The sequence below is a fragment of the Exiguobacterium sp. s161 genome, assembly GCF_018619045.1.
Taxonomy (GTDB): domain Bacteria; phylum Bacillota; class Bacilli; order Exiguobacteriales; family Exiguobacteriaceae; genus Exiguobacterium_A; species Exiguobacterium_A indicum.
This window is the reverse complement of the sequence record NZ_JACSNH010000001.1, coordinates 1,328,437-1,348,712: the sequence shown is the minus strand read 5'-3', so window position 1 is coordinate 1,348,712 and position 20,276 is coordinate 1,328,437. Positions and strand designations below refer to the sequence as shown.

Annotated in this window: 25 protein-coding genes and 1 pseudogene; 17 read left to right on the top strand and 9 right to left on the bottom strand. The window is 49.0% G+C overall.

Annotated elements, in window-relative coordinates; translation table 11 throughout:
• Positions 1 to 3 precede the first annotated feature (3 nt).
• The 3 genes from KNQ14_RS06865 to KNQ14_RS06855 all read left to right on the top strand — a co-directional run bounded on the left by KNQ14_RS06865 (position 4) and on the right by KNQ14_RS06855 (position 1,722).
• Positions 4 to 468, top strand: coding sequence for a GNAT family N-acetyltransferase (locus tag KNQ14_RS06865; RefSeq protein ID WP_214860221.1), 465 nt, complete (start codon positions 4 to 6; stop codon positions 466 to 468).
• 154 nt (positions 469 to 622) lie between these two features.
• Entirely contained in the window at positions 623 to 1,240 is a 618-nt protein-coding gene (locus tag KNQ14_RS06860; RefSeq protein ID WP_305798059.1) for a flavodoxin family protein, read from the top strand.
• Entirely contained in the window at positions 1,237 to 1,722 is a 486-nt protein-coding gene (locus KNQ14_RS06855) for a YusW family protein (protein ID WP_251138285.1), read from the top strand. Before KNQ14_RS06860 ends, KNQ14_RS06855 begins: the two co-directional genes overlap by 4 nt.
• A gap of 40 nt (positions 1,723 to 1,762) precedes the next feature.
• Here the strand turns inward: KNQ14_RS06855 and KNQ14_RS06850 are convergent, their stop codons facing one another.
• Together KNQ14_RS06850 and KNQ14_RS06845 are read right to left on the bottom strand one after the other, a co-directional pair.
• Positions 1,763 to 2,548, bottom strand: coding sequence for an endonuclease/exonuclease/phosphatase family protein (locus KNQ14_RS06850; RefSeq protein ID WP_214860218.1), 786 nt, complete (start codon positions 2,546 to 2,548; stop codon positions 1,763 to 1,765).
• Positions 2,545 to 3,069, bottom strand: coding sequence for a GNAT family N-acetyltransferase (locus KNQ14_RS06845; RefSeq protein WP_214860216.1), 525 nt, complete (start codon positions 3,067 to 3,069; stop codon positions 2,545 to 2,547). Before KNQ14_RS06845 ends, KNQ14_RS06850 begins: the two co-directional genes overlap by 4 nt.
• Positions 3,070 to 3,148: 79 nt before the next feature.
• Between KNQ14_RS06845 and KNQ14_RS06840 the strand changes: the two genes are divergently transcribed.
• A complete protein-coding gene (locus KNQ14_RS06840) occupies positions 3,149 to 3,565 on the top strand; it encodes a GNAT family N-acetyltransferase (protein ID WP_214860214.1) in 417 nt (138 codons plus the stop codon).
• Here KNQ14_RS06840 and KNQ14_RS06835 read toward each other — a convergent pair.
• The 3 genes from KNQ14_RS06835 to KNQ14_RS06825 form a co-directional block, all read right to left on the bottom strand.
• On the bottom strand, positions 3,562 to 4,023 hold the full coding sequence (locus KNQ14_RS06835) for a DUF2178 domain-containing protein (protein WP_064300958.1): 462 nt from the start codon (positions 4,021 to 4,023) through the stop codon (positions 3,562 to 3,564). The two genes, KNQ14_RS06840 and KNQ14_RS06835, sit on opposite strands and share 4 nt — an antisense overlap.
• The gene (locus KNQ14_RS06830) at positions 4,020 to 4,229 is read right to left on the bottom strand and encodes a helix-turn-helix transcriptional regulator (RefSeq protein WP_064300959.1); all 210 of its coding nucleotides are present in this window, start codon (positions 4,227 to 4,229) and stop codon (positions 4,020 to 4,022) included. The genes KNQ14_RS06835 and KNQ14_RS06830 overlap by 4 nt, the downstream gene beginning before the upstream one ends.
• Positions 4,230 to 4,400: 171 nt before the next feature.
• Positions 4,401 to 4,682, bottom strand: coding sequence for a hypothetical protein (locus KNQ14_RS06825; protein WP_214857600.1), 282 nt, complete (start codon positions 4,680 to 4,682; stop codon positions 4,401 to 4,403).
• Positions 4,683 to 4,895: 213 nt separating this feature from the next.
• Here KNQ14_RS06825 and KNQ14_RS06820 point away from each other — a divergent pair, with 213 nt between their 5' ends.
• The 4 genes and pseudogenes from KNQ14_RS06820 to KNQ14_RS06805 all read left to right on the top strand — a co-directional run bounded on the left by KNQ14_RS06820 (position 4,896) and on the right by KNQ14_RS06805 (position 7,690).
• Positions 4,896 to 5,072, top strand: a complete 177-nt coding sequence (locus KNQ14_RS06820; protein WP_169738094.1) for a hypothetical protein — start codon at positions 4,896 to 4,898, stop codon at positions 5,070 to 5,072.
• An 80-nt stretch (positions 5,073 to 5,152) separates the two neighbouring features.
• Positions 5,153 to 6,205 carry a flavin monoamine oxidase family protein gene (locus KNQ14_RS06815; RefSeq protein WP_214860212.1) on the top strand — a complete coding sequence of 351 codons (1,053 nt, stop codon included), beginning with the start codon at positions 5,153 to 5,155 and terminating at the stop codon, positions 6,203 to 6,205.
• A pseudogene (locus tag KNQ14_RS06810) lies at positions 6,202 to 7,113 on the top strand (PhzF family phenazine biosynthesis protein). The gene KNQ14_RS06815 and the pseudogene KNQ14_RS06810 overlap by 4 nt, the downstream one beginning before the upstream one ends.
• Positions 7,085 to 7,690, top strand: a complete 606-nt coding sequence (locus KNQ14_RS06805; RefSeq protein ID WP_214860210.1) for an HAD-IA family hydrolase — start codon at positions 7,085 to 7,087, stop codon at positions 7,688 to 7,690. Before KNQ14_RS06810 ends, KNQ14_RS06805 begins: the two are co-directional and overlap by 29 nt.
• A 39-nt stretch (positions 7,691 to 7,729) precedes the next feature.
• Here KNQ14_RS06805 and KNQ14_RS06800 read toward each other — a convergent pair whose 3' ends face one another.
• The 3 genes from KNQ14_RS06800 to KNQ14_RS06790 form a co-directional block, all read right to left on the bottom strand.
• A complete protein-coding gene (locus KNQ14_RS06800) occupies positions 7,730 to 8,911 on the bottom strand; it encodes an MFS transporter (RefSeq protein WP_214860208.1) in 1,182 nt (393 codons plus the stop codon).
• 17 nt (positions 8,912 to 8,928) lie between these two features.
• On the bottom strand, positions 8,929 to 9,522 hold the full coding sequence (locus KNQ14_RS06795; RefSeq protein ID WP_290722106.1) for a TetR/AcrR family transcriptional regulator: 594 nt from the start codon (positions 9,520 to 9,522) through the stop codon (positions 8,929 to 8,931).
• A gap of 117 nt (positions 9,523 to 9,639) precedes the next feature.
• Complete coding sequence (locus tag KNQ14_RS06790) at positions 9,640 to 10,692, bottom strand: YrzE family protein (RefSeq protein ID WP_251138284.1); 1,053 nt, start codon at positions 10,690 to 10,692, stop codon at positions 9,640 to 9,642.
• A gap of 282 nt (positions 10,693 to 10,974) precedes the next feature.
• Between KNQ14_RS06790 and KNQ14_RS06785 the strand changes: the two genes are divergently transcribed.
• The 5 genes from KNQ14_RS06785 (at position 10,975) to KNQ14_RS06765 (ending at position 16,182) form a co-directional block, all read left to right on the top strand.
• Entirely contained in the window at positions 10,975 to 12,276 is a 1,302-nt protein-coding gene (locus tag KNQ14_RS06785) for a hemolysin family protein (protein ID WP_214860207.1), read from the top strand.
• A gap of 300 nt (positions 12,277 to 12,576) precedes the next feature.
• Positions 12,577 to 13,869, top strand: coding sequence for a globin-coupled sensor protein (locus KNQ14_RS06780; RefSeq protein WP_214860206.1), 1,293 nt, complete (start codon positions 12,577 to 12,579; stop codon positions 13,867 to 13,869).
• 78 nt (positions 13,870 to 13,947) lie between these two features.
• Positions 13,948 to 14,190: a hypothetical protein gene (locus KNQ14_RS06775; RefSeq protein WP_214860205.1), complete on the top strand. Its 243-nt coding sequence runs from the start codon at positions 13,948 to 13,950 to the stop codon at positions 14,188 to 14,190.
• Positions 14,191 to 14,345: 155 nt separating this feature from the next.
• Complete coding sequence (locus tag KNQ14_RS06770) at positions 14,346 to 14,615, top strand: hypothetical protein (protein WP_214860204.1); 270 nt, start codon at positions 14,346 to 14,348, stop codon at positions 14,613 to 14,615.
• 625 nt (positions 14,616 to 15,240) lie between these two features.
• Positions 15,241 to 16,182 (top strand): sensor domain-containing diguanylate cyclase, encoded by a 942-nt coding sequence (locus KNQ14_RS06765; RefSeq protein WP_251138329.1) that lies wholly within the window; start codon positions 15,241 to 15,243, stop codon positions 16,180 to 16,182.
• Between the two features lie 51 nt (positions 16,183 to 16,233).
• On the opposite strand, the gene KNQ14_RS06760 is transcribed toward KNQ14_RS06765, so the two are convergent.
• Positions 16,234 to 16,863 carry a serine/threonine protein kinase gene (locus KNQ14_RS06760; RefSeq protein ID WP_371743332.1) on the bottom strand — a complete coding sequence of 210 codons (630 nt, stop codon included), beginning with the start codon at positions 16,861 to 16,863 and terminating at the stop codon, positions 16,234 to 16,236.
• Between the two features lie 146 nt (positions 16,864 to 17,009).
• On the opposite strand from KNQ14_RS06760, the gene KNQ14_RS06755 reads away from it, so the two are divergent.
• The 4 genes from KNQ14_RS06755 to KNQ14_RS06740 are packed head-to-tail and all read left to right on the top strand — an operon-like array spanning position 17,010 to position 20,241.
• Positions 17,010 to 18,488 carry a carboxypeptidase M32 gene (locus tag KNQ14_RS06755; protein WP_214860201.1) on the top strand — a complete coding sequence of 493 codons (1,479 nt, stop codon included), beginning with the start codon at positions 17,010 to 17,012 and terminating at the stop codon, positions 18,486 to 18,488.
• The gene (locus tag KNQ14_RS06750; RefSeq protein ID WP_064300967.1) at positions 18,488 to 19,210 is read left to right on the top strand and encodes a glycerophosphodiester phosphodiesterase; all 723 of its coding nucleotides are present in this window, start codon (positions 18,488 to 18,490) and stop codon (positions 19,208 to 19,210) included. Before KNQ14_RS06755 ends, KNQ14_RS06750 begins: the two co-directional genes overlap by 1 nt.
• A 13-nt stretch (positions 19,211 to 19,223) precedes the next feature.
• Complete coding sequence (locus KNQ14_RS06745; RefSeq protein ID WP_023468285.1) at positions 19,224 to 19,694, top strand: hypothetical protein; 471 nt, start codon at positions 19,224 to 19,226, stop codon at positions 19,692 to 19,694.
• A complete protein-coding gene (locus KNQ14_RS06740) occupies positions 19,684 to 20,241 on the top strand; it encodes a guanylate kinase (protein ID WP_029341679.1) in 558 nt (185 codons plus the stop codon). Before KNQ14_RS06745 ends, KNQ14_RS06740 begins: the two co-directional genes overlap by 11 nt.
• Positions 20,242 to 20,276: the final 35 nt, after the last annotated feature.

The following is a 20,276-nucleotide window of genomic DNA, read 5'->3' as shown; positions in this document are numbered from 1 at the left end:
TCGATGGAAGAGAAAGATCATAGCACTGTGTTAGCCATCTATCGTCAAGGAGTAGAAGAAGGGAACGCGACGTTCGAAACGATAATTCATGAGCAAGAGTGGTGGACAACGCTGACGCAATCTGAACGATTCGTTCTAGAGCAAGGTGGAAAAGTGATTGGCTGGGCTAAACTGGGACGTGTTTCTGAACGACATGTCTATCGTGGCGTTCGAGAAGTCAGTATATATCTAGAGCGTTCCGCTCGAGGACTCGGCGGTGGACGATTCTTAATGGAGGCATTGATCACCTATGCGGACGTCAATTGGATTTGGACGCTTCAATCACACATGTTCCCAGAAAACATCGCAAGCAGACGGCTGCATGAGCGACTTGGATTCGAACTAGTCGGTCGACGACGTGCCATCGCACAGCATCATGGTGTCTGGCGAGATACGTTGTTATTTGAGCGACGAAATGACCTCAGGTAATGAAGTGATGTTTACACGCTTGATTGTTCATTTCAAATCTTCTAGCATGACCTGCCTTCGCTGAAGCGAGGGTTTTTTAGTTTATCCCTCGATGGAAGAAGGAAAGTATTAAAGACGAATGATACTACCTAAAATGACGGAGGAGGATGGATGGATGTTGCACGCCTTATTTTTAAACTGCACCTTAAAAGCATCACGTGAACCATCGAATACGGAGGCGCTGATCCGTGACGTGATTGCATATTGGAAACAAGAGGACGTCACTTCAGAAATTGTCCGCATCGTCGATCACCAAGTGGCGTTCGGCGTCACGGAAGACGAAGGCAACGGGGATGAATGGCCCGTGATTTTCGAAAAGGTGAAACGGGCGGACATCGTTGTCATCGGAACACCGCTCTGGCTGGGTGAAAAAAGTAGTGTTGCGACGCAAGTCATTGAACGATTGTACGGAGGGAGCGGCCTGACGAACGATCTTGGACAAGCAATCTACTACAACAAGGTCGGTGGCGTCATTGTCACGGGGAATGAAGATGGAGCTAAACATGCGTCTGCTTCCATCTTGTACGGTCTGTCGCATATCGGTTTTACGATTCCGCCGAACGTCGATGCTTACTGGGTCGGTGAAGCGGGACCCGGGCCATCGTACATTGAAGCAGGACAGAACAACGACTTTACGAAGCGGCACGCACAGTTTTTAGCTGCCAACCTATACCATTTTGCGAAGATGTTAAAGGAACATCCAATTCCAGCAGAAGGGAATGTGATGGAATGAAAAAACAACGTTTAACAGGGTACGGTGTCGCGACATTGTTCGCGATGAGTTTAATGCTTGCGGGTTGCGGAAACGACGAAGCGTCGACGGATAAGGTCGAAGAAGGATCAACGAATTCGAACACGACCGACGACACGATGCAGGACAAGGATACGGTAACGAAAAATGCCGACACCGATTATGACTTCAATAGTCTGTCGATTGAAGCGGTCGTTGATGGGGATAACGATGCCATTGATATTAGTTATGACCGGGATAATGACGGAACAGAGGCGGAATATCGCTATAAAGGAGAGCAAAAGCAAGGAGACGACGCGATGGCGGAACTCGACGCGAAGTTCAAGAACTTAAAGATTGATGCAGATACATCTGAAAAAGAGGTCATCAGTGAGGTTGAGCGTGTGTTTGCGATTCAAGATGCTTCCCGCTTAGAGGTTGAAATCGAATTCTCAGACGGAACCGAAAAAGAATATAAAAAATAAACAATAGGTCTGCGCCCGTAACGGGTGTAGACCTATTGTCTTAGTGTAGCGTCACATGAGCGAGGACACCGTAATGATCGCTCGGTATAAGCTGATGCGGCAGTCGATGTTCTCCGATCAGCTGGACGTGCTGTAAGGTCACAGGTAGAGGCGAACGCTGACAGAGTAACCAATCGTACCGGGAAGGTGTCGTGACGCCGTCATTCTTTTTGGCATAAGGGTTTGTCACGGGATTTAAAGTCGTTGCAGCGAGTTGACCGGTTCGCGTCGCGTAACTGTCAGCAAGATCGACCCACTTGTGTAATGCGACCCGATGCAGGGGAGACTCCGGAAAGTCATTAAAGTCACCGCCTAAGAACTCGATCGTCGTGTCATCCGTCTGTGAGGCAATCCATTCGTTGACGAATCGAAATTGATCGAGACGGATGTCTGAAGCACGCCAATTGAAATGAATGTTTGTCACGGCAAAACGAACACCGTCAATCGAAAACGGGATCCGAATCGCACAGTGGTGGTTGATGTTTGCTGTCGCAGCGGCACTCGAATCCGTTCGTTCGAACGGTAATTTCGTCAGAATGGCAAGTCCTTCATCCGGTGAATCCATGTAAGGATCCATCATCCAATAAGGATAACCAGTCGCCTCTGCAAGATGCTCGGCAATCGAGATGAATGGTTCATCCGGATGGAAGGTCGACATGACTTCTTGTAGGAGGAGAATGTCCGGTTGATGTTGCTTGATCTCCGCGCACAACGCCTCGAACCGTTCTTGTCGTTTGTGCGTGTGATGCCAAATGTTATATGTCGCAATCGATAACGAAAGACTCATAGCTGTAAGCCCATCAGAACCGTATCGTAAAAGCAACCGTCCGATAGTAACCGGTCATGACGCAGTCGTCCTTCTTCCTGAAATCCATGTCGCTGATAGAGACGAATAGCGCCGAGGTTCGTCTCGACGACTTCGAGCTGAATTTTTTGCAGGGTTTGCGCTTTTGCCCAAGCAATCATCCGTTCCATCAGTTGCGTACCGATTCCTTGCCCCCAGTCGGATTGAAGTACACCGAGTCCAAATGATGCCTTGTGCGCGAAACGTTTTAAATGAAAACCACGACACCGGGCGTAGGCGATGAGTCGTCCATCGCGCTCGACGACGAGGATGCGATCCGGAACCGAGGAATTACGTAACTGATCTGCGAAATCCGTCGCCGTCATCACGTCCTCACCAGGCATCCGGTCGAAATATTCCGTTTCCGCATCGAGCGTTTGGCGTAATTCAGCGAGGGCTTCAGCGTCACTGAGTCGAGCCGGTCGAATCCGTTGTGTATCGAACGAGTGGTGCATCGTCTGCATATGTAATCCTCCGTTCTAGATGGAATATGCTATCATTATGGCAGGGATGGTATCATTTGTAAATTTAAGGAGAGAAGAAATGAAAATTCAAACTGGAACGAAGGAAGATAGGACATTCATCCGCGAGCAATTGATTGCCTACAATCGGCAACATGTTCCTAAAGCCTTATATGAACAATCGGAAGAACTTTGTTTTACAGCATATAACGAGAAGGGCGAATGCATCGGAGGAATTACCGCGTCTTACGGTTGGCAACACATTCATGTCCAGTTCATTTGGGTGAGCGATACAGCACGACAGGCAGATGTCGGAACCCGCCTGCTGCAAGCAATCGAAGGATATGCGAAGGAAGCAAGGTGTACGAAAATTCTTTTGGACACGTTTGATTTTCAAGCACCAGACTTTTACCGCAAGCATGGTTATGAAGAGTATGGACGACTGACCGATCATCCATCGATTGGACAAACTCAATACTTCTTCGTCAAGCGGCTTTAACGACGGACATGGACAATCCATGCCGTCATATACGTGAGTGTTCCAACCGAGAGAATGAGAGCGATCGCATAGAACGGAAACGCTGGAAACAGTTGTAGTAACGGCTGTTCAAACAAGAAAGCAATCATCAGGACAGGAAGGCTGATCATAAAAGCGACGTACGCTGCGCGGGTCGCTTTACCGGTGATTTGTGCCTCACGTTCATCTGAGTCGGAAAATTCTGCTGTCGCAAATGAACGCGAACGGTCTTCTCGTAAAAAATAACTGACGATCGAAAGGGCGATTGAAATCATTAAGACTGGTATGACGCCCATTAAATTTAATTCCAGCGACAGGCCCGTACCGGATACAGGATCATCTTGAAATAGTTTCAGATTAGCATGAATCGCACTAATGAGATAAGCAGCTAAAAAGTAGAGACAACAATTAAGTAAAGATTGAGTGACGACACGTTTCATTTGGAATCCTCCTCTAATTGAAATAATTCCTCCACCGGTCGATCGAAGACGCGGGCAATCTGCATCGCGAGTAATAGCGATGGGGTATAGCTTCCTTTTTCAAGCGAGATGACGGTCTGGCGTGTCACGCCGATTCGTTCAGCGAACTGCTCTTGTGTCCACTTATGCTGTTGACGATATAGGCGAACATGGTTCGTCAGTTGCATCTGACGACCTCCTTTCCAGTTGTTTACATTGTAAAGTCTGTTTTACATTTTGTAAAGTGGACTTTACTTTTTAGACGTGAAAAAACCAATGCGTCGATTCGATGCATTGGTGTCGTCGTTCACGATGGACATTCGCTCTATCTTATTAAAGGGATGCGTCACCAGCGAACATCACATGACATGCGGCGTTATAATGACAGCTAGAAGACAAGCGAACGTCGTAATGGTGTGATGACGACGTAAGGACAAGGGAAGCGAAATCAGCCCTGCGATTGTTACACCGGATAAGATCCACCCTAAAAGAAATTCCGAGTCAGGAGAAGCGACTGGAATGCTCAACAAGTAAGCTGTCGCGTACGGAAATAAGCCGATGGCATCTAACAGGATACCGCCAAAGACACCAATCAGCAGCAAGCCGATCGACAGACGAAATAGTGCGTTACGTTTAATCATATGCATGCTCCTATTCTGTTTGGTTGACGCAAGAAATCCTATTGTTGCGCCTATTCAATATGTTTCTACAAAAAGCGAGGGATTCCTTTCTGTTATCTATCCCTGAACTTTATCAAAAATCCTTGCTTCTGCACATAAATCGGAATATTCAGATAATTATCGGGTATTCTGTTGAAAACGCCATCGCCGATTCAGTGGAGAGGAGAAGAGAAGATGATGCCTGAACTGATACCGGATGACCGGGAGCTCGAACGAAGGATTCGGATCGTCCATCTGTTGCGAAAACTGGGTAAGACGGACGAAGCGATTGCCCGATCCTTGTATGTTTCGATCGAATGGGTTCAATCGATTTATGAAGAAGACGACTGGCAGCAAATGCAATCATCCTAAGGCAAGGACGTCTCGTCCTTGTTTTTTCACGTGTTCCGGTATACTAAAACAAGCATCTCAAATCGAGAGGATGAAGTGAAATGAACGTTGCCATCATAGGAGCAGGAATCAGTGGTTTGTATCTCGCGACGCGTATGCAGGAGCTTGGAAACGACGTGACGATCTATGAAGCACGTGACCGAATCGGCGGTAGAATCGAGACAGTCGATTTCGACTTAGCCGGGCAAGCATATGCGTTTGATCTTGGACCGACTTGGTTTTGGCCGGACAGTGAACCACTGATGGTCGATTTGATCCATCGATTCGATTTACCGACACTGGAACAATATGCGACGGGAGCACTTCGACTCGAACGGGCTGACGGAATCGAGTCACATCTGGTTGCGAATCAACCGACGGTGCTTCGCCTTCGTGACGGAATCCGCTCCGTAGCTACGGCACTTGCTACACGACTCACACCGGGAACGATTCGACTCAAGTCTCCGATCAGCCAGATTGATGTCACGAACCGGATTCTCGTCAGTTCAGGAAGAAAGAGTAAACCGTTCGACGAGATCATCCTCGCACTGCCACCGCGTCAAGCGGCAAGACTATCGTATGTTCCAGCTTTACCTGAAGCAGTCCTGGATGAACTCGAAGCATTACCGACCTGGATGGCGCAGCAAGCGAAATGTCTGATTTTTTACGAGAAACCGTTTTGGTGTGATTCGGGCTGGTCCGGTCAGGCAATCAGCTGGACTGGGATGGTGCAAAAGATTCATGACGCTTCCCCACAAGACGGACCGGGAGCGTTGTTCGGTTTTTTCCGGACACAAGCACGTGAACGACAGTTATTGACCGAGGCGGAAATCAAGGAAACCGTACTCGCGCAGCTGGTTCGTCTGTTCGGTGAACAAGCGCGTCAGTCGATTGGTTGGGCGTATAAAGACTGGTCGACGGATAGTTGGACAGTAACACGAGCTGATGCAGCACCGCTCGTGGATTTCCCGGCATATCATGCTATCAATCTCGGAATGGAGCATGCAGCGATTTCACTGATTGGGACAGAGACCGATCCGAGTCATGGTGGACACTTAGAAGGGGCCATACGATCCGTTGAACGCTATTTAGAAAAGAGAGGAGTAAAAAAATGATCAAGAGGCTACATTATGATGTGTTCACGACGACGCCAGGAAGCGGTAATCCAGCTGGGGTCGTCTTAGACGCCGATCAATTGACTGAGTCGGAAATGCAACGAATCGCTCGGATGAACGGCTTTACCGAGACGACGTTCGTCCTGGCTTCCGAGCAAGCGGACTACCGCATGCGCTACTTTGCACCGGAACTGGAAATGGACTTATGCGGCCATGGTACGATCGCTGCATTAACGGCACTCGATTCAAAGATCCGTTTATCTACAACATGTCAGATTGAGACAAAGTCAGGTATCTTGCCTGTGATGCGTTTAGCGAACGGGATGTTTCGCTTGCAATAAGGACAACCACGATTACATCAGTTTGACGGTGACATAAAGCACGTTCTAGCCGCGATTGGTCTTGAATTGACACATCTCGATGACCGGTGGCCAATCGTATACGACAGTACTGGGAACTGGACACTGCTCCTCCCGATTCGTCGACTTGAGGACTTCCACCGGATGATACCGGATAACCAACGCTTTGCCACAGTGATGATCGATCTCCCACAAGCCTCGATTCATCCGATTTGTCTCGATACATATGACCGACAAGCGACGATCCACGGACGTCACTTTTCGGCAACAGGAGCAGGTAGCATCGAAGATCCGGTTACGGGAACGGCGAGTGGTGTGATGGGTGTCTACTACCGAAAATTCATCCAGCCACTTGAAACGGAAACAGCAATCATCGTCGAACAAGGACACGAGATGGGACGACCCGGACAGGTCGGAATCCGTATTTCTGGCGAAGGTCTTGATCATAGCCAATGGAAAGTCGAGATGGACGGGCAAGCCGTCTTTGTCGGCGTCAAGAGAGCGGGAGAGGAAGAGGCAGATGTTGAAACATTTCATTTGGGATTTTGACGGCACCTTGTTTGATACGTATCCGGTGTTAGTCGATGTGTTCGTGGAATTACTCGAGCGTGAGGGGCGAACGGTCGAACGCGAGCAAGTAGCAGAGCTGATGGCGATTTCAGCAAAAACGGCGTATGAGACGTTTGATGTGTCTGAAGCATTCATTCTGAACTACAAGCAACAAAAGATGATGATCGAACAAGAACGATCTGAACCGTTTCCCGGAATCTGCGAACTGCTAGAGGCGTTATCGACGAGAGGTGCGACGCATCATATCGTCACCCATCGCGGAACATCGATTCATGCGTTGCTTGCAAAACATGGGTTGACGCATCATTTTCAAGATGTGTTGACGGCACCGGATGGATTCGCCCGAAAACCGGATCCGGAAGCTGTCACGTATTTAGTCAATCGGCACCAGATGGCACGAGACGAGACAATCATGATTGGAGACCGGGAACTCGATGTCTTAGCCGGACATCGTGCCGGTATCAAGACGTGTTTGATAAGCAACCGACCAAATGAGACCGTTGCGACGTATACCGTAACGTCGCCCGGTCGATTAAAGGAATTGTTACTGACATAACGACAGCCCCGCTTCCAGTGATGGAAACGGTGCTGTTTTTTAAGAAGACAATCGATCTGCTTCGGTTGCTTCAGCGCGTGGTGCACGCCAGAAATACGTCAGGAAAATACCGACTGCGAGCATGGCTGTCGCAAAATAGAACGGATAGTTCAAATTGACGTCAAAGAGTATTCCACCAACGATCGGTCCGAGAATGTTGCCGATGCTCGTAAACATCGAGTTCATTCCGCCGACGAATCCCTGTTCATTTCCGGCAATCTTCGAAAGATAGGTCGTGACAGCGGGTCGCATCAAGTCGAAACCGACGAAGACGACCATCGTCACGAGAATGATCGAGAGATAGTTCGTCACGAACGTCATCAAGACGACGAGCAGTGTCGAACCGATCAAGCTGTACCGGATCAACCGAATCTCACCGAACCAGCGTGTCAAACGATCGAACAGTCCAACTTGGACGATGACGCCGACAATCGCACCGAGAGAAATCGCAAGCGCAATGTCCTTCGCCGTGAAGCCGAACTTCCGGTCGACGAACAAGGCGAATAACGACTCGAATGAGGCAAGACCGAACGATGAGATCAACAGAACAAGAAAAGCGATGAAATAGAGCGGACTGAAGACTTTCCGGAAACCCGTCTGTTGTTTGACCGTCGTTGTCTCGTAGTGACGTTCCGGTTCCTTAAGCGTAAAGACGGATAACACCATCGCTGTCAAACCGAACGCAGCAGCAAAGAAGAACGGCGTCCGCGAGCCGAGGTCAGCGAGGAACCCACCGATCCCCGGTCCGATGATGAAACCGGTCGAGATGGCAGCAGACATATATCCGAGCGCTTTCGGACGAGTCTCGTTCGTCGTGATATCAGCGATGAATGCCGTGACGGCTGGCATAATGAAAGCCGCACTGACACCACCGAGAATCCGTGACGCGAACAGGACTTCGACGCTTTGACCGAGACCGAATAAGAGCTCGGACATGCTGAAGATGAATAAACCGATGATGATCATCGGTTTACGTCCGTACTTGTCAACGGCACGTCCCGCGAGTGGTGAAAGAATCAGTTGCGCAAAGGCAAAGGCGGAAACCATGTAACCGACTGTCGCCCCGGAGATGTTCAACTCGTTCATGATCGTCGGTGTGACGGGAATGACGAGTCCGATACCTAAAAAGGCGATGAATAAGTTGAGCAGGAGTGTACTTAAAATCAATGTATTGTTTTGCATAGTTCACCTCAATAGAATTAAATCGTTTTTGACATACCGCGCCAGACGATCGGCCAGACAGCTTGCTGTCGAGCGTGAAACGCGTCGACACCGTTGTAGACGAGTTCCGTCAGCGTACCTTCCGCAACTGTCAGATAGGCGAGAGCGGCACTTTTGTAATCCGTCGAATAGAGAATCTGTTCCGTTCGGTCTCGTTCGCGTAGTAATCGCGTTAATAGATCGTGCAGTGAATCGAAAAACGGATTGAAGCGGTCCGTCATTTCTTGTTCGAGCTTCTCCGGTGGAAAATAGGCAGCCCGAAGGATGAATCGCATCAGGATATCGTCTTGCTGTTCCGAAATGAACCAATCGAAGAAGCCGTGCAGCGATTGCTCGAGCGGCTGCTGTCGCGTATTCGTGAAATACGTTGCGAAGCGGCGCTTTTGTTCTTGCAGGGCGTACGTCGTCGCTTGCAGGAACAGATCGTCCTTCCCTTTATAGTGCGCATAGATCGATGGCTTTTTTATGCCGACCTCTGTCGCAATTTCTTGCAGCGATGCCCCTTCATAGCCATGCGCGGCAAAATGATGGATGCTCGTCTGTAACAATTGTTGAGCTTTCAGATGAATCACCTTCCTAACGGTCGTTAGGTAACACTGTAACAGCAAATTTCAAATGTAGTCAATCAGATTGTCTTACCGCACAAAAAAACTGACTCCGCGAAGGCGGAATCAGTTAAGGAAGAATCATTATTTATTCATGACACGACCGCGTGTTGCGACGCGTGAGCCGACGATTCCTGCGAATGACGTGAAGATAAGAGTCAGAAGCAGTCCGACGAACGCCCAGATTGAAACTTTTGACGCCGTTTGTGTCGCTTGTTCTGTTTGCTCGCGGACATCTTGGACCGTTTTCTTGAGGTCAGCGGATGTTTCATCAAGCGTTTGTTTCGCAGTCTCAATTTGTTGAGTCGTTTCTTTTGATGCCGTGTTGAGACCATCAACGATGTTTTGCGTCGCTTCTTCCGCTTCAGCACCTGTCAAATCGGTGTTTTTCGCAACAGCATCAGCGATTTTATCTTCATCGACTGATTTCTCGATTTTTTCAGCTCGTGCTGTCAACGAATCACCGAGATCCTGGACGATCGTATCGAAGTTCTCTGGTTTCGTGATCGCTTCCTTACCAGCAGCCGTGACGTCTTCTTGAACAGCGTCAAGTTCGTTCTGCAAGTAACCTGGTTGCAATTCTTTGATGTCCGTATCTTTTAAGATTTCGTCGACGTTCCCTTCAAGTTCTTTCGTATCAACTTGTGACACGTTTTTCGTAATCGAATCGAATCCTTTCGTCGCAGCGTCTTGCGCCGTCGAAGCAACGGATCCGATACCGTTACCAGCCGCACCACCGACCGTACCGAGTAGTGAGCCGACCGATTGTAACGTATTGACCGTCGTGAACGTCAAGAGAGCGAACAGTAGGATGACGCTCGTCGACCATGTCAAGAAACCGTGGACGAGACCGGCACGTGCCGACGTCACACCGGAGACGAATCCGGCAACGAATAGCGAGATGAGCAATGAAAGGATTGCCCAGATGATCAAGCCGGTTCCGACACCATCGAACGGGTTATTCGACGTGACGTCCGTGACGCCGAGTCCGATTGCTAAACCGATTAAACTAAATAAGATCAATAAAGATAGAAATGATACCACACCTGCAAAAATCGAGCTCCATGAGATGTTACGACCTGCTCCGTCCGCTTCCGCTCGGAAATGCGACGAAAAGCCTCTGTTTGTTTTTTCCATACTAAGCACTACCTCTCCCCAAATTGGTCTTTCAAGTTCGAGATGTTCATGAATGTAAAAGCTTCATCTCAAGTTTCTTACGCGCATAGCTCTTATATAACCGGTAACTAAATAAGAGAAACCTAGTATTACAGGTACATGATTAATGGTCGTCTGAACTTCAACGAAGTGATATTGGTTGCGTTTGAAGAAAAAGCATCGTACACTCTTATCAAGTGTCACGTTATACTGTACAGTTTAAAATCAAAAGGAGGTGATCCCCCGCTTCTAGGGGGATACAAGTTGGACATCGTCTTAACACTGAATTTGTTGTTGCTCGTCGTATTGATTGGTTTGACTGCGTTTTTCGTCGGTTCGGAATTTGCTGTCGTTAAAGTCCGGATGTCACGTCTCGACCAGATGGTGCAAGAAGGAAAAAAGGGAGCAGTACTTGCGAAGAAGGTCGCAGGAGATCTCGATTATTACTTGTCGGCCTGTCAGCTTGGTATTACGATCACTGCACTTGGTCTGGGTGCACTCGGAAAACCGACCGTCGAGAAATTGTTGACACCGGTCTTTGATGAACTCGGTGTCGCCGTTGCGCTCTCAACGCTTCTCTCATACAGTATCGCTTTCATCTTCGTCACGTTTCTCCACGTCGTCATCGGAGAACTCGCACCGAAGACGCTCGCGATCCAGTATGCGGAACGGATGACGTTATTACTGGCGCCGTCACTCTATGTATTCGGAAAAGTCATGTATCCATTCATCTGGATCATGAACGGTTCGGCCCGTGTCCTCTTGCGGATGTTCGGTGTGAAACCAGCCGGTCACGAACAAGCCCATTCCGAAGAAGAGTTGAAGATCATCATGGCTCAAAGTTTTCAAAGTGGTGAGATCAATCAATCGGAACTCGCCTTGATGCAAAACGTCTTTGCGTTTGATGAGCGTGTCACACGTGACATCATGGTGCCACGGATGAACATGATGGTCATTTCGGACGAGATGAGTTGGGAAAATCTATTACAGACGATGTCTGACAATCCGTATACACGTTACCCGGTCAGTGAAGGAACGGATAAGGACCGGATTAGTGGTTATATCAACGTCAAGGAAGTGCTCGCCCATCACGCGGTACAAGACGAACGAGAACTTGCATCGTTCCTTAAACCGTTGCCGGTCGTCTCGGAATTGAGACCGCTGCAAGAAACGCTCTTGAAGATGAAGCAGACACGGTCACACATCGCTCTCGTCATCGATGAGTATGGTGGGACATCCGGTTTGATCACGATGGAGGACATTTTGGAGGAAATCGTCGGTGATATCCGAGATGAATTCGATGAAGCGGAGCAAGCTGATATCGAACAGTTACCGGACGGATCGTACCGTTTGGCCGGAACCGTCCTATTAGTTGAGATCGAAGAACGATTTGGTCTTCGTTTCACTGAATCAGATGCAGTCGACACGATTGGTGGGTATATCCAATCACGGACGGCCGCTTTTGAAGAGGGAACCCTCGTTACAGATGAGGCGTTTACGCTTGAGATTTTGCGTTCTGCTCAATACCAGATTCAGGATGTCAAGTTAACAGTGACGGCGCGTTAACAGAAAGACCCGTTTTGCTTAGTAGTTCAATCTACTGAGCTGGCGGGTCTTCTTTTATCAAACGAGGTCTTAGCGCGTTCATCAAAGAGAAGTATGATAATATTCCAGACCGACGAGCTCGCGAATCGATAAGATTTGGCGATAAAGCGAGAGTATATCTACTAGATGCTCAGGAAAGTGGTCTCTTTAATCAACAAACGTTCAAGGTTATACATAATTATTGTGATTTTCCATTCAATTGTTAGAAGTTCGAGACGATATAAGGAATGAAGTTCACAAATAAACGAGGGAGAGAAGCATATGAAATGGTTCGCGAAATCAGCATCACCTTCCTTTGACGCGCTCATTGAAGTCGAACACACGCATGTCATATTGAATGTTCCAGCATCCTTACATGAACAATTACGTCTAATCGGTCTACACGCCATCGATTTACAAATTGCACGAGTCATCCGCGAAGATGTATCCCGTTGGATGCCGAGCATGGTCGATGCGTTCTACGAGGAGCTGGTCCGGGTTCCGTCTCTCCGTCAGTTGATTGAACAGCATTCGACACTCGAACGATTGAAAGGCACCCTCGCTCGGCACATCCTGCAAATGTTCGATGGTCAGGTGACAATGGACTACATCGAAGCTCGGCGCCGAATCGCTGAGCGGCATGTTCAAATCGGTTTGCATAATAAATGGTATATCGCCGCATTCCAAAAAGTCTGGAACGTTCTCAGTGAGAAGATTGACGACAGTGCTTGGCCGGAAGCAGAGCGCGTCCGAATCATGCGGGCAGCGGGCAAACTCTTCAACCTCGAACAACAAATCGTCATGACGATGTATGAGGATCAAATCGATGAAGAACGCCAAGCGATCGCGACAGCAAAACAACACGTCGGGGATGGCGTTCAAAAATCGACCGAGGAACTCGCTGCGATGAGTGAGGAGTCGTCAGCGAACTTCCAGGAGATTGAACGGCACGCCAAACACGTCTCAACGACGACAAACGCGATTTCGATCCAGTTGACGGAAGCGGTCAGTGAAGCAGAAGCGGGTGTCGTCCTCGTCGAAGAGGAGACACGTCGCTTTGAACATGTCGTTGCAGATTTGTCACGGACGACCGAACAAGTCGCTGAACTGTCCCGTCTGTCGCAGGAAATCGAACGGATCGCTGGGATGGTGACGACGATTTCTGATCAGACGAACCTTCTCAGCTTGAACGCCTCGATCGAAGCGGCACGTGCCGGGGAGATGGGACGCGGGTTCACCGTCGTTGCGCAAGAAATTCGGAAGCTTGCCGAAGAGAGTAAACAGTCGGCAACAGAGACGTCGCGGATCGCCCAAGAGATTACACAAAAGATGCTCGTCGTCTCAGAGCGGATGGGAACGACGGAGACAGCGGTCGTCCGGACGACGACAGAGATGCAACAAGTCGTCCGTGCCTTCTCACGGATTTCGGAACAGACCGACAATGTCTCGCGGCAAATTCATGAACTATCGACCGATACGAAGGATGTCGCCGGCACGATCGAAGGCATGCGTAAGATTGCAGAAGCGATTGCTGAGACAGCGGATGACTTACAAGAAGTCGCCGCGACCCTCTGATTTAGTCCTCCTTTCCATGTGAAAGGAGGACTTTTTTGACGTTTTATGGAAAAATAAAGTTGGAGGTGTAAAAGGTTTATGGTGCAGAGTCTATCATTGATTGTTTTATGCTTTTTCGCTTTGATCGGACATTACCTGACGACGTGGGAACTTGCTCCACGTGAGTTTTATGGATTACTTGGTTTAACGGGCGTCGCTTTCTTGATCGGTGGAGTCGAATGGTGGCAAATCCGGCGTGATTTGCGTTATCGTGGACGAGAGGCAGGGGTGTCCGTTCACTTAGCGGACCGGGCGACCCTCTCGCGCATGAACAATGGCTGACGTTCTCACGACGTTATGCCACTTGGTGGCAGGCAATCCTTGTGCGCTTCAAGAAGTTTGAATCGTTTTTCCTCGATGTAACGTTCGACGGAGAAGGAACCCTTCTTCAAATTAAAGAAACGAGAACGAAATGGCTTCGCAATACGACACATTTCGTGATTCGTAAAGATGGACGTGACGTCGGTACAATCCGTACCGATCCGGCACTTCGTCAGCAATTGCGACTACAAGAAGTCTTACTCGTCTCGTATGCCGGTCAGGAGTATCAAATTCGTTCCTCGACAGTCACGAGAAAGATCGGCGTTTATCAAAACGGGGACTGCATTGCGACGGGTTCACTACACGGGGCGCAACTTGACTTTGATTGTGAGACGAATATACGTCTATTAGCTGTCGCAAGCATGATCGTCTTTCAACTTGTTTAATCAAAATGATTTTATTTCAAATACCTCATTGCTGTTAAAATAAAATGAATCGGTTTCAAGGGAGTACGGCATTACATACTAAACGGCTCCGATTACGAAAAATCCGACTGGCTGATACGGAAGCGATGTTTAGAATGGATTATCGGACAATCGTGTCATACGTCATTTGATCAAGGGACCACACGAAATGATGGCGCAAACGAAGGCACGCGTAACGGAAATCCTAACTTCTTATGATGAAGACACTTTTTGCTAATGGAGGATGAAAGAGAATCGCAGTGGTATGTTGATTAATGTCATCGATCTATTCGCTTTCGAGGCGACAACGGTTATAGTATCGGATACGACTAGGGGAACAATGGAAATGGTAGCGAGGAATTAGCTGCAGTCCTTGTCTTTGGTTTTCAAGAAATGCTCCTTTATAAGGTTTCAGTCGCCCATAATATCGATAAAGCTCCAGCAGGAGGAATCATGCAGAAGGTCGGTATGATTCAAGAAGGACTGTATGGGTGATGATTCACAATGCGACTGGAAAATATAAGGATTGTGCAATCGATGGGCTTCTTCCTGAAACTTATGATATAAAAAGAACAAATAACGAATGAGGTGTGGTACGTTGCAAGAAATGACACTGTATCGGAATTTTAACGAACTGGCAGATGATGTATTGGAATTAGCGAAAGAGATTCTACCTGATCAATTGTTATATTTAACGACGATCGAAGAAAACCAACAGATGATTTTACGACTCTCAAATGATCATCAACGAATCGAGATTCGAGCAGGACAAGTGTTTGAGATGGAAAAGACACTTTGTCGTCACATCAATTTCGAACAGAACGAACCCATCTGGTATGAGTCCATTAGCGATGACGAGCGCTTAGAAGATATGCAGGACGCATTAAAAGCGTTACAGATCGAGTCCTATCTCGGGATTCCAATCAGTTTAACGAATGGTCAAACCTTTGGTACGTTGTGCGCTGTCCATGATGAAGCAAGTCAATTCGAAGAGAAGAGCATTCAACTTCTCCAACGGATCGCGAAACTGTTTTCGTATTACCTTGAGCTCGAACAGTTTGCATGGAAGGACACGCTAACACAATTGTATAACCGACGTTATTTGACGAGACAGTGGGAAACGGAACAGCAACATTCCGGTGCGCTGTTTTATCTTGATCTCGACGGATTCAAGCAAGTGAACGACGTGTATGGGCATGAGACCGGCGACAAAGTCTTGATCGACGTCGCGAAACGACTACAGGATAGTACACGTTCTTATAAAGACGCGTTTTCTGTCCGGATCGGGGGAGACGAGTTCTTGATTCGTTTCACCCATCAGAAGACGAAAAAGGAGTACGAACGAATTGCGCAGCAGCTCCTTCAGAAACTTGGAACATGGCAGACGCCATACGCTGTCTCGACCAGCATCGGGATCGTGCTATTTGATGATGAAACCATTAAGCTAAAAACGATCATTCAACAGGCAGACCGTGCGTTATATGCCGCAAAAAAAGACGGTAAGAATACGTTTCGTTTTGCGGATGCTGTCTCACATCGCATCCAATAATCAACGAAAAAACGCGATGTTTCCTCACAAGGAGGAGCATCGCGTTTTCAATTAACCGGTCTTTCGAATCGATTCGAACAAGCGTCCCTTATAGACATCAGCGATCGTATTGAGGAACGTCTCGCTCAGTTTTTTCGGGAAGAACGGTTTTGCATAGACATACTGGTAGGCTTTCTTCAAATCATCCCATTGTGTACACGGTTCGGTTTGACGGAACCTTGCGACATCGATGATCCGTGTTCCATTTGCCGTTAACAAAATATTGCGTAGATGAATATCTGATGGATTAAGACCTACGGCGCGTGCCTCTGCTAGCGCTGCATCGACAGTCGTTAAGACGGATTCTGGAATATAGGTCCCGCTGACGAGGCATTCGAATAACGTTTGTCCCTCGATGTATTCGAGCACAAGGTAATCGGGTCCATATTCGAACATCCTCGCATACGTCGAAAACGTCGTCAGTTGTTCATAAATGCCGCCTTCTAACTCAGCGAGAGGACGAAATGACGGATAGAACTTCTTGATGACGCGGTCGGTGCCACGAACCCGGAATACATAGGCGCTACGACCGGTGCCGATCCAGTCGAGCTCTTTTGGGAGATGTTCGATCGTACAGACCGGTCCCGTTTCTTTCAACTGAATCAAATCGGCTAACTCAGCGTCTGTCTTCACTGTTGCCACTTCCTTTCGCTCTGCTTGATCGTATGTTCATTATACGCTCATCTGACGGGAAAAGTTTCAAAAATCATTCGTGTGTGAAAGTTTTGAACATTTTGTGATATGCTAAAAATGCTACACTGTTACATACTTCAAGGGGGTCTCTAATCATGTCAACGACACAACAATGGCGCGACCATTTTGATGGTCTTCGCGCATACGAAGAAGCCGTCGCATTACTATACTGGGATATGCGGACATACATGCCGGATCAAGGTGCAGCGAACCGTTCCGCTTCAATCGGATTCCTCTCAACAGAGAGCTTCCGTCGCCGGACAGGAAAAACGTACCAACAATTACTGGCAGCGATGGAGCAAGAGACGCTGACGGGCATCGAAGCGATCTCGTTCGCGAAAGCAAAAGAAGCATTCGATCGCGACTCGAAGATTCCAGAAGCCGAGTATCAAACGTTCATCACGTTGATCTCTGAGGCAGAGAGCGTCTGGGAAAAGGCGAAGGACGCGAATGATTGGTCGATGTTTGAACCATATCTCGAGAAAATCGTCGCGATGGAGCGCCAGTTTGTTGAGTATTGGGGTTATGACGCGCACCCGTATGACGCGCTCCTGCATGACTATGAACCTGGGATGACGGTCGCGACACTCGATCCATTGTTTGCGGAACTCCGTCAAGCGATCATCGGTTTGCTCGGTCAGCTCGAAGGAAAAGACTTCCCGAAGCTTGACTGGTCAGCGGACCGCGAGACACAGATCGCCTTGAACCAAGAGTGGCTCCGCGATATCGGCTATGACTTCACGTCTGGTCGCTTGGATGAGACGGTCCATCCGTTCCAGACGACGATCAACCGGAAGGACGCGCGCATCACGACGAAATACGATGAGAACGACTACCGGAACTCCGTCTTCGGCACGATGCATGAAGCCGGACACGCGACGTATGAGCAAGGGATCGAACCGGAACTCGATTCACTCGGTCTTGGTGACGGGGCTTCGATGGGGATTCACGAATCACAATCACTGTTCTTTGAGAACTTCATCGGACGCAACCAAGGTTTCCTCGACGCACGTTATCATGGCTTACAACAAGCGATTCCGTCACTGGCTGACGTTCCGTTCGAACGCTTCTATGCCGCGGTCAATGAAGTCAAACCGTCACTGATTCGGATCGAAGCCGATGAATTGACGTATGCGCTTCATATCATCATCCGCTATGAGCTGGAAAAACGCTTGATGACGAAAGAGCTCGAAGTCAAGGATCTTCCGCAAGAATGGAACCGCCTCTATAAAGAGTATCTCGGTGTGGATGTGCCGAGTGACGCAAAAGGCGTCTTACAGGACGTCCATTGGTCAGGTGGCTCGTTCGGTTACTTCCCAAGTTACGCGCTCGGTCTCGTTTATGCGGCACAGCTGAACGAAGCGCTTCGTCGTGACGTCGATAACGTCGATGGTCTAATCGCGGCGGGAACACTCGCTCCAATTAAAGGCTGGCTGAAAGAGAACATCCACCGTCACGGGAAATCGAAGACACCTGCTGAACTGATCGAAGCAGCAACGGGTCAATCGATCTCTGTCGCACCACTCGTCAACTACTTGACGAAGAAATACACGCGTGTCGTCGAGGCACTCTGATGTTATGGTTTGCACACCGCGGCGTCAGTGACCGTTTTCCGGAGAACACGCTCGAAGCCATCGCTGCTGCGATTGAAGACGACGTCGATGGGGTCGAATTCGATGTCCATTTCTCAAAGGACGGTGTCGGTGTCATCATTCACGATGAGACCGTCAACCGGACGACGAACGGGAAGGGGCGCGTCATCGACATGACGGTTGCCGAACTGCAGGCGCTGGATGCTGGAGCACGATTCAAAGGGGAACCGATCAAGACGAAGATTCCGACGCTTGACGAAGTCCTCGCAATCCTTGCACCAGTGACCCTGCGGCTCAACATCGAGCTGAAGACGGATACGATCCGCTATGACGGGCTTGAAGCGTATGTCCTTGAACGCTGTGCAGCGCACGGCATCGCGACCGACCGATTGTTATTCAGTTCGTTCAACCATTATTCGGTTGCCTTGATCCGGAAGCTCGACCCAAGCGTCGAGACGGCGATTCTCTATCCGTATCCGATCTATCATCCGGAAGAACAAGCCCTCCGAATTGGTGCGACCGGGATCCATCCCGATTATCGACGGGTGACGGAAGCGGACGTCGCGTTCGCTCATGCGCAAGACGTCACGGTCCGGGTCTATACCCCGAAGACGGTCGAGGATGTCCGGCAGATGCAGCGGATCGGCGTCGACGCCGTCATCGTCAATGATCCAAAAGGGATGCGCGATACACTCGAAGGATGAGGAGGAGGAAGGGATGCGCAAGGAATACGTATTCGTCATCAGTTTGTCGCTCGTCGCTTTATTCGTCGGACTTCAGCTTGGCTTTGCCCGCTTGCCGGAACCAAAACCGAAGCAAGTGACAACGACACCGATGCGCCCTGCGGATTATCAGGCAGGACTTGCGTCAGCGAAACGGGAACTGAAGCAGATTCAGCGCTTCACCTTGAAAAGCACCCTTCCTGCGGATGGAACGACGGTGACCTGGATCTATGAGACCCCATCCGATGAACGAATTGCGGTCGATTGGTATTACGTCGAGAGTTATCCGGAAGAACAAGTCCAGATGACACGAAACGAGACATCCCGGATCATCTCGTACGAACGCTATTTAATCGTCATCCGACCGATTTACGGAACGGTCGTCGATAGTGAACTGGAACAGTTCGCTCTTCGCTTTACAGGTTACTTCACGACACAACAACAGGGGGAAAACGATGTCAGGTAAAATCATTCTCTTGATTGGTGGATCGGGCAGCGGAAAGTCCTCCCTGATCAAACGTCTGCGGACGGAATACGCGCACGTCCGGTTCATCCCGTCGGTGACGACCCGACCGAAACGACCGACGGAGATTGATGGAGCAAGCTATCATTTCGTCGACGTCAAGACGTTCCAACAATTGATCCAAGACGACGGCTTCATCGAATACGCCCACGTCCACCGGGCGTGGTACGGGACACCGCGTCAAGCGTATGTCGATGTCCTCGAACAGGATCAAATCGTCATCAAGGACATTGATCCGAAAGGGGCGGCGAACTTCAAGCGTTTGTTTGGCGACCAAGTGATCACGATTTTCGTCTCGGTCCCACCCGACTTGATGAAGGAACGACTGTTGATGCGCGGGGATACACCGGAGTTTGAAGCGCGACTCGTTGATTACGAGGAAGCGTGGAAAGACCGCGATCATTATGATTATATGATTGAAAACATCGATTTTGAGACAGCGTATGCCGATCTGCTTGAGATCATTGCTGGCTACATTCCACAGGCATGACGAAGAGGACGCAGGATGCGTCCTCTTTTTGATGT